This is a genomic window from Clostridiaceae bacterium (assembly GCA_012840395.1).
In the GTDB taxonomy this organism is placed as follows: domain Bacteria; phylum Bacillota; class Clostridia; order Acetivibrionales; family DULL01; genus DULL01.
Genome location: DULL01000011.1, coordinates 1 through 14,242, shown reverse-complemented (window position 1 = coordinate 14,242; position 14,242 = coordinate 1). Strand labels below are relative to the sequence as shown.

Sequence of the window (14,242 nt, the reverse complement as noted above, 5' to 3'; positions counted from 1 at the left end):
ACATTTAATTTTTGGTATAATAGTCACAGGCCTCGGCCTCCTTTTTGGAGTAATAGAGTTTTGTGGTGAAACTATTATACCCCAAGGAGTCCGGGGCTTTCAATTTTCATTTAACTTAACAGAACGATGAAAACTTTAGGGAGTTATTATATGAAAAAACTTGCCGACTTCCATTGCACTAGAATTTTTGACTTTTTATTTTACTTCAATTATTTCCATAGGTCTTTTATCATATCAATTATTCTATTTCTTCTTTTTTCAGTTTCCCTTTGGTTAATTTGGATTCTATTATCTTCTATAGTCAGCATAGATCCTTCCTTTGCTTCTTTTGGAATTTTTGATCTCTCAATATTTACCATTTCACCGTTTTTATCTTCACAAACTGCATAGTCGCCTTCAAATCTGTCTAATATCAAATATTCCTTTTCTTCATCAATTATATTTTCATTGATTTTAGTTTCTTCTTTTCCATCTAAATATCCATCTGAAAAAATATCAGTTTTTCTTAACTGCCACTTCCAGAAAAATATTGAAATAACAGAGGTAATTACAATTAATATAAATAAACTTAATAAAGATCTCTTCTTCATGTAAACCTCCAATATCTAGAACGTCATATCTTTTATCATATGATTACATAGCAAACTCACTTTGCTAGGGGAATCAGTAGGAGTCTTGCAATCCTCCGCTGAACAAGGTTGTTATTATAATTTTCATCTATACAGTTTCCGCTTATAGAAGCGAGAGACTTCTTGACGCTTAGTTAAAGCATAAAATTGTATTATCATACTTAAACTAGTATAATTTACTATTTATTTATATATCGGTAATTTATGTTAATTAGTTATATGATAATAGAAAAAAATTTAAGTTCGTCTTGCTATAATGTTATCTCTTAATATTTCTTTCCAGCTTTTATATGGAAAAATTCAAGCTCGAAAACGAACAGCATATCTATCTATTGAAAAGTATTTCGTTTTTCCCTATAATCTTAATAAAGAGAAATCTATTTTCTGGAGGTTTAGATAAGTAAGCTTTTTATTCTGATGGGTTTGCCTCAGTTTTAAATTCCGGATCTGTGTCATTAGTTTGTTTATTTCAATTGTTATTCTTTCTTTAGCTTTGCCTTGCATAATCACTTTAAGAATAAGTATAGGATAATTCTCTTGGAATGATATTATTACATCATTAATAAAGCATTTTCACCACGAAGGAAATAAATACAAATTTTCAATGCAAGATAAAGGAATCTCTTAAAATAGCTGGACTAGACAGGAGTGATACTGAAATGAAATTTTTGCATTATATACCAGGTTTCCGCACGCATACTAAATGGAAAATGATAATTGCTACACTATACTATTTATTTACCCTATTATTATTTATAGCTGATAGGAGTATTGGGTTGTTTTTCCTTGCTGTTCCATTCTGCATACTATCGTTTGCTGATCTGATTCAACATAAGAAAAAATCTGTTTCTTTATTAAAAGCCGGTTTATCTTTTGTATTATCATTAATGCTTTTAATAATAAGTATAAGCAGCTTTCCGGATTATACTTCTTTAAGGTCAGGTTCCTCCAGAAACGATGCAATAACTACTAAAACTGATACTGTTAATAAGGAAGAAAGTAAAAGTAATGGTACCAATACAAAAAATGAACAAAATGTAATAGATAAAGAAACTATTGAAAATATTAAAGAAAACACTAATGAAGATGTTGAAGAATATACAAATGAAGATATTGAAGAAGATACTAATGAAAATATTAATGAAAGACAAAACATTGACAGTCAAGAAACCTTTGCTGAAAAAGGTGAACTGAAGGTTCATTTTTTAGATGTAGGTCAGGCTGACTGTATTTTTGTTCAAGCACCAAATAAATCCATGCTCATTGATGCCGGTAATAATGCTGATAGCAGTTTTATTCTGTCTTACTTAAAAGATCTCAAAATAAGCAAAATTGATGTTTTAATAGGCACTCATCCTCACGAGGATCATATTGGTTCAATGGATTCTATAATTGATTCCTTCGATATTAGTTCAGTTTATATGCCTAGAATAAGCACAACCACAAAAACTTTTGAAGATGTTTTATTATCTATAAAAAACAAAGGTCTCAAAGTCACTACTGCTAAAGCCGGTGTTACATTTGACTTAGGCGAAGATGTCAGGGTAGAAATAATTGCTCCTAATAGTGATAATTATGAAGATATTAATAATTATTCTGCCGTGATAAAGCTAACCTATGGCGAAACCTCATTTTTGTTCACCGGAGATGCTGAAACTGTATCAGAAAAAGAAATGATTTCAAAAGGGTATAATCTAAAGGCTGACGTACTTAAAGTAGGACATCATGGCAGCACAAGTTCAACATCACCTGCTTTTTTAAAAGCTGTATCACCTAAATATGCTGTAATTAGTGTTGGAAAAGACAATCAGTATGGACATCCCGACAGTATAATTATAAACAGGTTAAGCACTTTTGGTGTGCAGATATATAGAACTGATGAGTCAGGTACTATTATTGCTGTTACAGATGGCAAGAAAATAACATTTGATAAAATGGCTTCACCGAACAAACCACAAGCACCACCCGCAGAATCTGAGAAGCAGACCACAAACGAGATAATAAAAGTACAAAAAGAAGATGAAGAAATAAAAGAACAAAAAGACAATGAAAAGAAAGATGTTACGGTTTACATCACAAAATCAGGAGAAAAGTACCATTCTGCAGAATGCCAGTATCTAAGCGAAAGTCGTATTCCAATAAAACTTTCAGAAGCAAAAGCGAAAGGATATACACCTTGCAGCAGGTGTAATCCACCCAAATAAAGGAGGATAATAATGAAAGTAACAATTGATAGATTTGAAGGCGATTACGTTATAGTTGAACTTCCGGACAAGACAACAGTAAACATGCCAAAACAACTGGTACCCATGAACGCAAAAGAAGGCGATGTAATAAAGATAGAAATTGATTTTGGCGAAACAACAAAAAGAAAGGAAAGAATACAAGAGCTCATGGATGAGCTATGGTCATAGCCGGTGATGATGCCGATGGAATGCCGGTTACCAATTTACATGCATTAATAGATAACTTAACCAAAGCAGAAACAGTTGTGATTGTAAGGAGGTTGTTGCAAAAAGCAAATTTGATATAGAGAATCAGCGGTATTTTTATTAGAAATATTATTAATAAATCTGCGGTATCACTTTTCTTTGTAAAGAATAGTTATAGAAATAAAAACATATAATGCCCGTTTTGAAGCTATGGATCAGCAAAAAGGGAGGTGCGACACAGATGAGGTAAGTGTACTTAAGCCTTTTCCCGAAGAAGTGGCTAAGAATTACCACTTCTTTCAGGGATGCCGTGAATATCTTTTGGTATTTCTTTTCCGCTCTTCTCACTATCGGTGAGCAACATCGGGTCAAAGAGTTTTTCTGCTTCCTCCGCTGCAAGGATATTCATTTCCACTGCTGCTTCTTTTATGCTCAGATTCCTTTCAGAAGCGTATTCCGCTACACGACTTCCCGTTTTATAGCCTGCCCGTGCGGCTATAACAGTCGAAAGCGCAAGAGATGAAACAGCATATGTTCTGCACCTTTCTTTGTTTGCAGTGATTCCCATTACGCACTTTTCGGAAAACAGCAAGATACTATTGGCAAGCAGCATAAAAGATTCAAAGAGGCATTTTGCAATTACAGGTTCCCATACATTCAGGTCAAGCTCTCCGCCCTCTACCGCCATAGTGACTGCAAGATCATTTCCGCAAACCTGATAGCAAACCTGGTTCACCAATTCGGGCATAACAGGATTGACTTTCCCGGGCATTATCGATGAGCCTGGTTGTACGGCAGGCAAGTTGATTTCATTTATACCTGCCCTGGGACCGGATGACAACAGCCTGAAATCCGTTGCCATTTTTGAAAGCCCTGTAGCAAGTGCTTTTAATCCTGTGGAAACATATATATAGAAGTCGCCATTTTGAAGGGCATCAAAGTAATTTTTTTCCTTCCTTACCGGAATTCCGGTTATATCGGATAAAAACATGTATACATTTTCTACATAACCTGGTACGGTGCCGATTCCAGTACCTATGGCAGTAGCTCCAAGAGGAATGTCAAGACAGGTATCCATGAGATTTTCAAGAGTTTGTTTTTGTCTCATTATAAAGCCAAGATATCCGCTGAACTCCTGCCCGAGCGTAATGGGAACAGCATCTTGAAGACAGGTTCTTCCAAGCTTGACAACATCCTTGAATTCATCGGTTTTAATTCTAAGGGCTTGTTCAAGGACATCAATGCTTTTAATCAGTTTCTTTAGATAGATATGGCAGGTCATTTTAATAGCTGAAGGGATTACATCATTGGTAGACTGGCACATATTCACATGCGTATTGGGATGTACCCGGCTATATCCCTTCTCTCCCATCAACAATTCATTAGCCCTGTTCGCAATCACTTCATTCACATTCATGTTTATTGAAGTGCCTCCACCGCCCTGAAAAATATCAATAGGGAATTGATCTTTCATCTTGCCGGACATTATCTCGTCCGCCGCTTGGCCTATCGCATCCGCAATTTCTTTATCCAGTGCACCGGTCCTTGCATTTGCCAAAGCCGCTGCCTTTTTGATGGCTGCAATACACCAGATAAAATCTGGAAATCGTTCATATGTCTGACCGGATATATCAAAGTTTTTTCTGGCCCTTTCTGTCTGTATCCCGTAATAAGCATTTTCAGTAAGTAAAAGGTCACCCAATGCGTCTGTTTCTCTTCTCATTATGCAATCCTCCATAATTTAATAATAAGTCACAGATAATATGTCTTTTGCTCTCATCTGGCCTTTTCTATCCTACACTCCTTTAAAATCCATAATAATTCCAGATAAGACCAGGCATGTTACTCATATACCTAAGGGAGAATCCCTTTCTCCATATAATACCGTATTGCACCTTCATGAAGCGGTACAGGGCTCATCAGAACATTTTTCTGATCAAATTCATTAAATGCCGGAATTATTTCAGTTGCTGTGTTTTAATATGATCAAAGACTGTTTTTACAATATCATATGCCATGTTATCAGCAAGCTCACGGTGGCAGATTGCAAAATTACCGATGCCCAAAGTCGGTATTGCAGTTTTTTGGTGCATATAAAAGTTTTCAGGAATACAACATTCCGTGAAAAATGGGATTGAGTTTCGTATCCTTAGCATTTCATCAGGAGATAGCCCGATCAAATAGGGGAGCGGAAGCACAGAAGGATAATAAAGCTTCTTTTTGGGATACCGCAACAATGTTGGGATTGGAGCCTGATGTATTTGTTACTTTTAACTTTAAACCCAGGTCTGATTCTAAAATCTTTGCAATATACCGTGCAATTTCATAATATGTTCCACCTTTAAGTGCAGAGGGCATTACCATATCTATTCCGCCATTGTCATTTTTCATTAAGCCTACAATCCTTCCCTTAGGATAATCATTCTACTAGAATGTCCTTTCCTAAATTGAGTTTCCATACCTCTATCCGGCATTTTTCAGCAAACTCGCTTCGTTCAGGGATTCAGTGGGGGTCTTGCAATCCCCCGCTGAAAAAGGTTATTATTACAATTTACATCAATTCAGTTCTCGCTTATAGAAGCGAGAGACTTCTTGATGCCTGGTTAAAATTTTTATAGGAATTAAAACAGGGAATCAACAAGATCCACACTTTCCTTTACCAGAAGCTCTCCTCCTTGTGCAGGATCAACCATCCCATTGCATATGTATCCACTATAGCCTCCTGCCCAGACAGCCTGCATTGTAGGGAGGTATCCCAGATGGTCGTAAGTCTTCTGGATGCTCCATAAATTTCTGGCCTTGCATCTTCTCAACATTCTACCGGCATATTCCTGGTATAATTCAAATGGGTTGGATACCCAACCTGTATTTCCAATACGTAACGCAGTTATTTCAGTATTTACAGTTTCATAGGCAGCTTTATTCTCAAATCTTGCGATGACAGCCTCAACTCTCTTTGCCAGGGCAAGAGGGGTGCGGAAATAGGGTTCGATTCCTTTTTGAACATAATCCTTAATATCATACTTGATGCGGTCGGTATCCTTTAATGCAACCGCCCACTGGTATTCAGCAGCAGTGGGAAGCCATCCCGGAAGCTTGAGCTTCTTTACTGCAACACCGAAAGTGGAAAAGTCCTTGTAGGTTTCCACAGGGTTATCAACCTCCATGATGATTGCGTTGAATATCCTTTTACCCATATGGTCCGCTCCATCTTTATCATACATGTTACCATATCCGTAATCCTTGGTTAAAAGATTCCTTGGCGAAAGATTGCCGGTGGAACTGATTAGTGGCATGAAAAGGAATTTATCACCGTACTTGTTTTTCAATAAAGCCCTGACCCGGCCAATATAGTCACTGCTTATACAGTATTGGTGTTCCAGAATCTGGGCAGTACAAGGTATGCATGCTATAACACCCTTTAGAGAGTCCTTTTCATCTCTGATGAACATAAGGCTAATAGGACCGCTATCGGGACCTTCCATCCTTACAAAATCAGGTCTTGAGGTATCAATATACATGACAGCCTCTCCTGTATTGATAATCCCGCGCCTGCAGCATCCGGTCTGGACAGGGGAAACAGCGGTCTGGATATAACAGCCGGAAATTTTGTTTTGGTTTGCTTCTATGACAGCATCTGAAATGACATTAGCGACAAAATCATGGTATTCTTCAATACCCATGACACCTTCAGGCGGTTTGTAATTTGACTTTATACCTGCTTTAGGAGCTGATTTTATATAGGGCGAACAATGTGTGTGGGTAACGGAGCATACTATATGACCGGTTTTCAATTCAGGAGCCTTTCTTTTAACAAGCTCCCGGACATCTTCACTCATTATTTCGAACATATTACATAAATCGCAGCTGACCCAGGTAACGGTTGCATCACCGTTATCCATGGCGAGCGCTGTGGCCGTGATTTCATAATCTACTTCCGATGCTATCCTTTCATAAAATTGGCCTGAAAGTGATACCTTTCTCCCGTAAGGGGTTATACTTTTAGTTGACCAGCCTATATTCAGAGTTTTTCCCATAATCATTCCTCCTTAGTCATAATATATATTCTTTAATATCCAGTACATATACAGCTCTTCTTCCCTCATGGATAGAGTCAAAGCTGATTTTATCCCCTGACCTGTTCCAGCAGGGATGAAGATCGCACCGGATGTCTCCTGCCCATTGGGAGAAAGTTTTAAAACTTCCCAATTCTATTTTCTTTCCAGATGAAAGCTCAAAAAGGATCAGTTGCTGTTCTGCATTTGAATCTGGAAAAGTATCAGAAACAAAGAATCTCCGGTCGGGTGAAAAGCAGCAGTGTCCATCTTCTGTGAATTGATCTTTACCTACAGGCATGTATTCGCCGCTTTTATCTTTTATCAAATAAAAGCACTTCTTTCCGGTGCCTTCCATATCGCTCCAGACAAGTAGATGGTCTTTACCGTACCAGTCAAAATGAGCCGGATCTGCTTTAAAGTCTGCAACCTGAAACATATCGGAGCCATCGGGATTTGCGGTAACCAATGTTGTATACCATTTTTCCTGCTCAGGATGATAAAAACGGAATGAAAAGGCAAACCGGGAATCATCGGCATTGAAGAGGCATCTGCTTATAATGACAAACATGTCTTTCATTTCAGAAATCCAGAACTTTTCTGCGATTTCTTTGAAAGATATGAGCAATTTGCTTTTTCCTTCAGAGATATCCAGCTTCATGATGCCTTCATCATGAGGTATTCCTACTCCATTGGGGTATGGTACTCCCGGATAGCCATATCCCGGGCGGTATGAATATACCCGCGCAAAATCATGCCCCAAAGCCCATTTGCCATCGTGGCTGACAGTAAAAATTGCCTGTGGCATTTCACGGGACTGTCCTGAAAAAATATCCAGTACTACTGAAGCAAAATGATCTTTTTTTCTTACGTTGTATATTATTTCCCTTTCGGAATGATCGCCCAGCCAATGAACCATGCAGTCTAATTGAAAATTCCAGGCATGGGTTCGTGCAAGGGGAATAAACTTTTCAGCTTCCAGATCAATCATTCCCAGAACGGCTTCATCTTCCGGATAAGGCATCCGGTGATAGAAATCTGTCTTATGGCACAGAAAAAACCTTCCGGTTAAGTCCCACGGCTGGATATTATAAAAGCCATGAAAATAAAATCCTTCCTCTGTTGTTATGCATTTTACTGATGGGGGCATAATACCATCTCCTTTACATAATTTGTAATAACAAAGCGGCAAGATATCTCCCGACTCAACAGGCATTGGGTACCGGTTTGGTATTCAGGTAGTGAGCATAACTTAAGCTTCGTCGATACATCTCATGTATGTATGAACCGGTCATTAAGGACTTTTATGAATGAACCGGTTATCTTTCAGTATTAATTTGCCATCTATGCTGACAGTGCAATTGCTAACAACCATATCCATATGGATTTTGCTGTAGGTATGACCACCCAGTGTTATATTGTCACCCAAGGCAAAATGAACCGTGCCGATTGTCTTTTTAGCATCCTGGGTATTGGCTGTAATACTTGCCGCATAATTGGTTCCTAAGGCAAATTCAGCAATATTAAATGAATTTTCATCACCGTTTTCCTTAACAAACTGATAAAAATCTTTTGCCGTTTTACCTCCATCTATTTGAACCACTCTGCCTTCTTTGACAATCAAACGTACATCTTCCTTGACTAGTCCGAAGTGGTGGATGGAACCGTCCACTACAATAACTCCGTTTGCAGTACCTTCCACCGGAGCAATGGCTACTTCTCCATCAGGGAATGCTGCCTTGCCCTGGCCGTCTTCATCAACAACAGAAGCCAAAGGAGTGGCTTTTCTTCCCTCAACGGAAAGTGTAATATCGGTTCCTTTCTCTGTGGTTACATGCACAATACTGCCAGTGGTAACAATATCCGCTATTTCCCGGGTTAACCGGTATACTTCATTATAATCGGCCGTAGCGGCACCCGTGGTCAGTGATTTTACTGTGACGCCGCTCATGGTCAGATATCTGTTCCCACGGATCGCATTGGTATGACCCATTGCGGTTGAACAGGCAATAATGACCAGATCACTCTCTTTTGCAGCTTTTGCAACCATTTCCGGAGGTTCATTCCCAAAAACCTTTACAGGAGGTATGATCATGAGAACGGGGACGGCTTCCTGAAAAATGACAGCTGCAACCAGAGCATCCTGTATCTCTTTTTCGGTTTTAAAATCAGAAAGGATTAAAACCTTGTCTCCTTTCCTAACATTTTTTCTCACAGGCTCTGCAATAAATTTTAAAAGTTCCATATTCATATCCTGCACCCCCCAATTTACTCGTATTTATTCCTATTGTCCTGTAATATCTTTAAACACACGCAGGAAGTTGCCTCCCAGAATCTTTTCAATATCAGTTTCTGAATAACCGCGTGTCAGAAGGCCTCTTGTAAAGTTTGGAAGCTTTTCAATGCAATCTATGTCTTTCGTGAAGCTCACGTTGAAGAAATCATCAACCGTTCCGAAAATATCGGGGCGCCTTGTTCTCCATAGCCTAACGGACTCGGGCGTCTTTCCTTCCTCTTTCAACCCCTCAACATAATCGAGCCCTATTCCGACATGGTCAACGCCTACCAATTTAACGATATGGTCCACATGATCCAGGAAAGCGTCAAGATCAGGGCTTCTGCCTTTACAAACAAGGGCAGGATGAGGTGTTAAACCCATATACCCGCCCTTACTGGCTAATGCTTTTATCTGTTCATCAGTCTTATTCCTTTTATTGTCGCATAATGCCCTGCAGTTGCTGTGAGTGAACATTACCGGTGATTTAGAGTACCTGATGGCTTCTTCAGTTGTGGCATCTCCTGTGTGAGATAAATCAACTACAATTCCCAGCCTGTTCATTTCTTCTATTGCTTCCAGCCCAAAGTAACGCAAGCCACAGTCAGTTCTCTCTCCGCAGCCATCTCCAGCCATGTTTCCACCAGTATATGTTAGCTGCATAATTCTGACTCCCAGACTCCGGTATGTATCTATCAACGTTAGGTCCCCTTCTAAAGGAGCAATATCCTGAAAGCCTAAAATCACGGCAAATTTATTCCTGATTTTTGCTTCAAGGATTTCTTCTGCTGAAGTGGCAAGGCAGAAAAAATCCTTCCTTTCAGCGATACGCTTCAATATTTTGCTGATTTGCAACACCGTATCCTTAAAACCATTGGAGATCGCCGCAGTAATAACCGCCGCATCAACACCGCCCTTTTTTACATTTGCAAAATACTGATCCTCCAGAATATAAGGAAACGCCAAAGAGTCAATAACAACCGCCTTGCTGTGGATTTTTTCTGACATGGATACATTCATAATATTTCACTTCCCATTTCTAAATTTTGTAAAAGATTTTATGTGTTTCTGTATATTCTTCAAAAGAAGCAAGATTATCCTTGGCATTTTCTTCAAATTTAGAATTGTATTCCAGAACCACAGCCTGGATAAAAACCAATACCGGCCCCAATTGATCGACTGTTGAAATACAGTTGACAGGTATCTGGAAGGTTTGTTTGGAATATTTTATAACAGGAGAAAGCAAGCTGTCTGTCACGGAAACAATCACAGCGCCTCTGCGGGCGAACGATTCGCACAAATTCAATAGTGCATTGGGATACCTTGGATATGCAAAGGCAATAATAAGGGTTTCATTGTCTGTAATATTTATCAAGGAGTGTGTATCAGCAGTTAATTGGGAAATCACTTGAACTTTACCTGTAACTTTACCCAACATATATCCAAAATACCATGCCAGACTGCAGGAGATTTGAAATCCCAGAACGAAGATTTTCTTTGCAGTGTATATATCCTGTATAAATTTATCTATTTCCTCTTGCTTTATATAATTCGGAAGATCAAGCAATTTTTTATGTTCTTCTTGAATGATTTTTTCCAGAATGTTCTGGGATTTTGCCCCTATTTTTTCCTGAACCCTGTCCAGAGTCGTCAATTCGCTTTGTACACTGGTTCTCAGTTCATTAATCATCTGTGTAAAACCGGTATACCCCAGTGTGTTTGCAAAACGGTTAACCGTTGCTTCACTGACTTTAGCATTCTTTGCTAAACAGGATGAGTTCATGAAGGCGGCTCTTTTATAATTTGCCATAAGATATTCAGCTAAAATAAACTGTTTTCCTTTAAGTTCCGATGATTTTTCCTTTATTCTCTGAAAAAAACTACCATACATTTTAAAGAACTCCCATTGTTTATTATATGATATGCCTTATATGAATCACAGTAGTAAGCCTGATTGATTGTGAAAAAAATTCTTCATAAAAAAATATTTATGTAATATTTTCTACATACTATCATGGTCATTTGGAAAAGTCAAGGAAATTTTGTATACTGCAACAAATAATAATTAATGAAACAATAATGAGTGGTTAATTAAGAGGTAGTGGCAGACAAGGGCTATGAAAGCCGTGAAGATATACTTGACAGAAAAGATTATAAAAAGAAGAAAGTTGTCCTCAGAATAAAAGAAGATACACAACAAGATAAAGGAACGAATGTGCTTGTGGGAGCACCCATTTGGTACAGTAAAGTGGTATCATGGAGCATATTACATGTTATGCGCAGTCATATCTTCTAAAACGCCGAAACCCTGATAAAACAGGGTTTTCAGACAAATTGTGGTGGAGGCGAGGGGAGTCGAACCCCTGTCCGAAATCATATCCACAAGAGCTTCTCCGGGTGCAGCCCATGAATTCTGGTCAAAGACCCTTTCCCTCCATGTAAAGTCCATGGGCAGGCTTTACATTTTGGTATCCTTTAAATCCACTGCAGCTCAAGGCTACCACTGCAGCAGTTCCGGCGTTTAACCTTCCCGCGCCGAAGGGCTGGCTTGATGACGCCAGTGACCCCAGGTGCAGCAACCTGGGACTGACGGGCTGCTTATTCTATTAAGCAGCAGCTAAAACGTAATCTTCGTTCTTAGCGTTTATTTTTATACTCTCGTTTTTAAGGTGGCCAACGAGAATCCACCACCCGCTACTCAAGTCTCAACAATCCCGTCGAAACCAGTACGCCCCCATATATAAATGAGGAATAATCCTCTTATTTGCTTTTCAAAGTTCATTTACGAATTTTATCAATGACATTTTTATTATGTTAATTATATTTACCTCATGTTTTCTTTAAGCCGGCGGTCAATTTCTCTTTCTGCATCTCTTCTTGCTATATCTTCTCTTTTATCATAAAGTTTTTTACCTCTTGCTACCGCAAGTTCAACCTTGACTTTACCCCTTTTAAAATATACTTTTAACGGGACCAAAGCCATGCCCTTTTGCTGAGTATATCCTATCAATTTATTTATCTCATATTTATGGAGCAGAAGTTTTCTATCCCTTAATGGGTCTTTGTTAAATATATTTCCCTTTTCATAAGGACTAATATGCATACCAATTATATATACCTCACCGTTATCAATAGAGGCATAGCAATCTTTTAAATTGACCTTTCCAGCTCTAATAGATTTTACTTCAGTTCCTGATAAAACTATACCAGCCTCAAGTGTTTGCTCAATAAAATAATCATGTTGAGCTTTTTTGTTTTGTGCTACTATCTTAATTTCTTCTTTGGCCATGTATTACTGTGCCTTTCATTATACATTTATCTTTTTTGAGATAAAAATAACCCTCTTGGAAAAGGGCTTCTAAAGTAATCGTAATGTCCAATGATATTATACCACTAAATCATTCTATGTCAAGATGAAGACAAGTAGCGGTTTTAAGCCATATTATGGAGAATTTTTGGATATCAGGCCATAATCATTTCCTATATACATCCGTTTCCTATAAGTATAAACTGCAATGAAACAGGTGAATCTTTTAATGGTAGATCTATGGTATTTAATGTAAGTAAGCCTTCTTGTACTGAATAGTTAACAAAAGGTTGGATAACAGCATTTATATAGAGATTATAAAATGAAACATTTTTAGGATTAAGAATACCTTTATTTCCGTAAATTTTAAGTTCATCATTGTTGGTGTAAATATTTTTTTCATGGGCCAGTGCATTATAAGTATATGTTTTTGCTTTAAGAATTTGCCCATTAACCTTTCTTATTGTTATGAACTCCAAGGTAATTGGGACTCCTTCATGGGGTGTATCTGAAGTTAGCAGGGTTAGGAGGCCTTTTTTAACTGAATAGTTAACTTTTGGTTGCAATACACCATTGATATATAGGTTGATAAAGGACACCTCATCAGGATCTAAAATACCTTTGTTTCCATAAAGTTCTAATTCATCTTCGTCAGTGTACTCTCTCCTCATATATTTTGAAATGGTATTATAGTAGTATGTTTCAGCAGGCAAGATTACACCGTTATTATCCTTGAAAGTAACAAAACTGACTGTTATAGGAGAATTATTTTGCGGTACATCTTCAGTTTTTAATTTAAGCGATCCCTTTTTAATTTCATAATTTGTACTTGGTTGTATAACTCCATTTATAAATAGAGTAAAGTAAGATACCTCTTGAGGGTCAAGGATACCCATGTTGCCATATTCAATTAATTCATCATCATCGGTATATTCAATTTTATTTTCATAAAATAAAGTATTGTATAGATATACTTCAGCTTTAATGATTTCTTCTTGATATGGTATATTTATTTCATTTGTAAAAAAACATTTATCAAAAACTCTTGTAACGTTTATACATGCCTTTTTTATTTTATAATTGCAAACGTTTTCTGTTGGTTCCTCAACAGCCGGAACAACTAAGTCTACATGGGCTTCTGAGCGGACAACAGTGCCAAGTGATACTTTAATTTCTATATTAGGTGAATTATTATTAGTACAAATTTCATCAATACAATATTTAAAATCATATAACCTAAATGATAAATTAGTTCCTTTTGGCGCATAGAGATAAAAAATTTTATGTGTCGTAAATGGAATTGGTTCTGACATACAATTTTCATCTATAAAATAAAGAGAAATATAACCTTTAATTACCACTCTGAATTTTTTTGCAACCACACTTTTACCTGAAGGTAATTTAACCTGCTTTTCAGTTATAATGCCCCCCATTGTCAAGACAATTTTTCAGCTTTTCTAAGTTAGATTCTCCTTTCTTTAAATTTCTATATTTTACATTTATTTACTATGTCTGAGGATGTCAAGGGCGAGCGTAAGCGAGTT

At 37.6% G+C, this 14,242-nt stretch carries 14 protein-coding genes and 1 other RNA gene; 3 read left to right on the top strand and 12 right to left on the bottom strand.

Features of this window, described 5'->3' with window-relative positions; translation table 11 throughout:
• Positions 1 to 209: 209 nt before the first annotated feature.
• On the bottom strand, positions 210 to 590 hold the full coding sequence (locus tag GXX20_01530; protein HHW30346.1) for a DUF3006 domain-containing protein: 381 nt from the start codon (positions 588 to 590) through the stop codon (positions 210 to 212).
• Between the two features lie 698 nt (positions 591 to 1,288).
• Here GXX20_01530 and GXX20_01525 point away from each other — a divergent pair.
• Complete coding sequence (locus GXX20_01525; protein HHW30345.1) at positions 1,289 to 2,833, top strand: MBL fold metallo-hydrolase; 1,545 nt, start codon at positions 1,289 to 1,291, stop codon at positions 2,831 to 2,833.
• A 12-nt stretch (positions 2,834 to 2,845) separates the two neighbouring features.
• A complete protein-coding gene (locus GXX20_01520; GenBank protein HHW30344.1) occupies positions 2,846 to 3,043 on the top strand; it encodes a DUF3006 domain-containing protein in 198 nt (65 codons plus the stop codon).
• A 298-nt stretch (positions 3,044 to 3,341) separates the two neighbouring features.
• Here GXX20_01520 and GXX20_01515 read toward each other — a convergent pair whose 3' ends face one another.
• From GXX20_01515 to GXX20_01480, 8 genes are all read right to left on the bottom strand, one after another.
• Positions 3,342 to 4,787 carry an aspartate ammonia-lyase gene (locus GXX20_01515; protein HHW30343.1) on the bottom strand — a complete coding sequence of 482 codons (1,446 nt, stop codon included), beginning with the start codon at positions 4,785 to 4,787 and terminating at the stop codon, positions 3,342 to 3,344.
• Between the two features lie 232 nt (positions 4,788 to 5,019).
• The gene (locus GXX20_01510; GenBank protein ID HHW30342.1) at positions 5,020 to 5,217 is read right to left on the bottom strand and encodes a hypothetical protein; all 198 of its coding nucleotides are present in this window, start codon (positions 5,215 to 5,217) and stop codon (positions 5,020 to 5,022) included.
• Between the two features lie 4 nt (positions 5,218 to 5,221).
• Complete coding sequence (locus GXX20_01505) at positions 5,222 to 5,452, bottom strand: hypothetical protein (protein HHW30341.1); 231 nt, start codon at positions 5,450 to 5,452, stop codon at positions 5,222 to 5,224.
• Between the two features lie 230 nt (positions 5,453 to 5,682).
• On the bottom strand, positions 5,683 to 7,098 hold the full coding sequence (locus GXX20_01500; GenBank protein HHW30340.1) for a hypothetical protein: 1,416 nt from the start codon (positions 7,096 to 7,098) through the stop codon (positions 5,683 to 5,685).
• A 16-nt stretch (positions 7,099 to 7,114) separates the two neighbouring features.
• Positions 7,115 to 8,266 carry a hypothetical protein gene (locus tag GXX20_01495; GenBank protein ID HHW30339.1) on the bottom strand — a complete coding sequence of 384 codons (1,152 nt, stop codon included), beginning with the start codon at positions 8,264 to 8,266 and terminating at the stop codon, positions 7,115 to 7,117.
• Positions 8,267 to 8,410: 144 nt separating this feature from the next.
• Positions 8,411 to 9,367, bottom strand: a complete 957-nt coding sequence (locus GXX20_01490; protein HHW30338.1) for an aminopeptidase — start codon at positions 9,365 to 9,367, stop codon at positions 8,411 to 8,413.
• A gap of 33 nt (positions 9,368 to 9,400) precedes the next feature.
• Complete coding sequence (locus tag GXX20_01485) at positions 9,401 to 10,411, bottom strand: membrane dipeptidase (protein ID HHW30337.1); 1,011 nt, start codon at positions 10,409 to 10,411, stop codon at positions 9,401 to 9,403.
• A 19-nt stretch (positions 10,412 to 10,430) separates the two neighbouring features.
• The gene (locus GXX20_01480) at positions 10,431 to 11,282 is read right to left on the bottom strand and encodes a MurR/RpiR family transcriptional regulator (protein HHW30336.1); all 852 of its coding nucleotides are present in this window, start codon (positions 11,280 to 11,282) and stop codon (positions 10,431 to 10,433) included.
• 210 nt (positions 11,283 to 11,492) lie between these two features.
• Here GXX20_01480 and GXX20_01475 point away from each other — a divergent pair, with 210 nt between their 5' ends.
• Entirely contained in the window at positions 11,493 to 11,687 is a 195-nt protein-coding gene (locus GXX20_01475; protein HHW30335.1) for a hypothetical protein, read from the top strand.
• Between the two features lie 41 nt (positions 11,688 to 11,728).
• Here the strand turns inward: GXX20_01475 and ssrA are convergent.
• The 3 genes from ssrA to GXX20_01460 form a co-directional block, all read right to left on the bottom strand.
• Positions 11,729 to 12,127: a transfer-messenger RNA gene (gene ssrA / locus GXX20_01470) on the bottom strand.
• 88 nt (positions 12,128 to 12,215) lie between these two features.
• Positions 12,216 to 12,680, bottom strand: coding sequence for an SsrA-binding protein SmpB (gene smpB, locus GXX20_01465; GenBank protein ID HHW30334.1), 465 nt, complete (start codon positions 12,678 to 12,680; stop codon positions 12,216 to 12,218).
• A gap of 191 nt (positions 12,681 to 12,871) precedes the next feature.
• Complete coding sequence (locus GXX20_01460) at positions 12,872 to 14,137, bottom strand: DUF4183 domain-containing protein (protein ID HHW30333.1); 1,266 nt, start codon at positions 14,135 to 14,137, stop codon at positions 12,872 to 12,874.
• Positions 14,138 to 14,242 lie beyond the last annotated feature (105 nt).

What these genes read in the sequence shown, in the direction of transcription:
- GXX20_01485 (HHW30337.1), bottom strand. Translation starts at nt 10,411, where the DNA reads ATGAATGTATCCATGTCAGAAAAAATCCACAGCAAGGCGGTTGTTATT.
- GXX20_01530 (HHW30346.1), bottom strand. Translation starts at nt 590, where the DNA reads ATGAAGAAGAGATCTTTATTAAGTTTATTTATATTAATTGTAATTACC.
- GXX20_01480 (HHW30336.1), bottom strand. Translation starts at nt 11,282, where the DNA reads ATGTATGGTAGTTTTTTTCAGAGAATAAAGGAAAAATCATCGGAACTT.
- GXX20_01525 (HHW30345.1), top strand. Translation starts at nt 1,289, where the DNA reads ATGAAATTTTTGCATTATATACCAGGTTTCCGCACGCATACTAAATGG.
- GXX20_01505 (HHW30341.1), bottom strand. Translation starts at nt 5,452, where the DNA reads ATGAAAAATGACAATGGCGGAATAGATATGGTAATGCCCTCTGCACTT.
- GXX20_01520 (HHW30344.1), top strand. Translation starts at nt 2,846, where the DNA reads ATGAAAGTAACAATTGATAGATTTGAAGGCGATTACGTTATAGTTGAA.
- GXX20_01495 (HHW30339.1), bottom strand. Translation starts at nt 8,266, where the DNA reads ATGCCCCCATCAGTAAAATGCATAACAACAGAGGAAGGATTTTATTTT.
- GXX20_01490 (HHW30338.1), bottom strand. Translation starts at nt 9,367, where the DNA reads ATGAATATGGAACTTTTAAAATTTATTGCAGAGCCTGTGAGAAAAAAT.
- smpB (HHW30334.1), bottom strand. Translation starts at nt 12,680, where the DNA reads ATGGCCAAAGAAGAAATTAAGATAGTAGCACAAAACAAAAAAGCTCAA.
- GXX20_01510 (HHW30342.1), bottom strand. Translation starts at nt 5,217, where the DNA reads ATGCTAAGGATACGAAACTCAATCCCATTTTTCACGGAATGTTGTATT.
- GXX20_01500 (HHW30340.1), bottom strand. Translation starts at nt 7,098, where the DNA reads ATGGGAAAAACTCTGAATATAGGCTGGTCAACTAAAAGTATAACCCCT.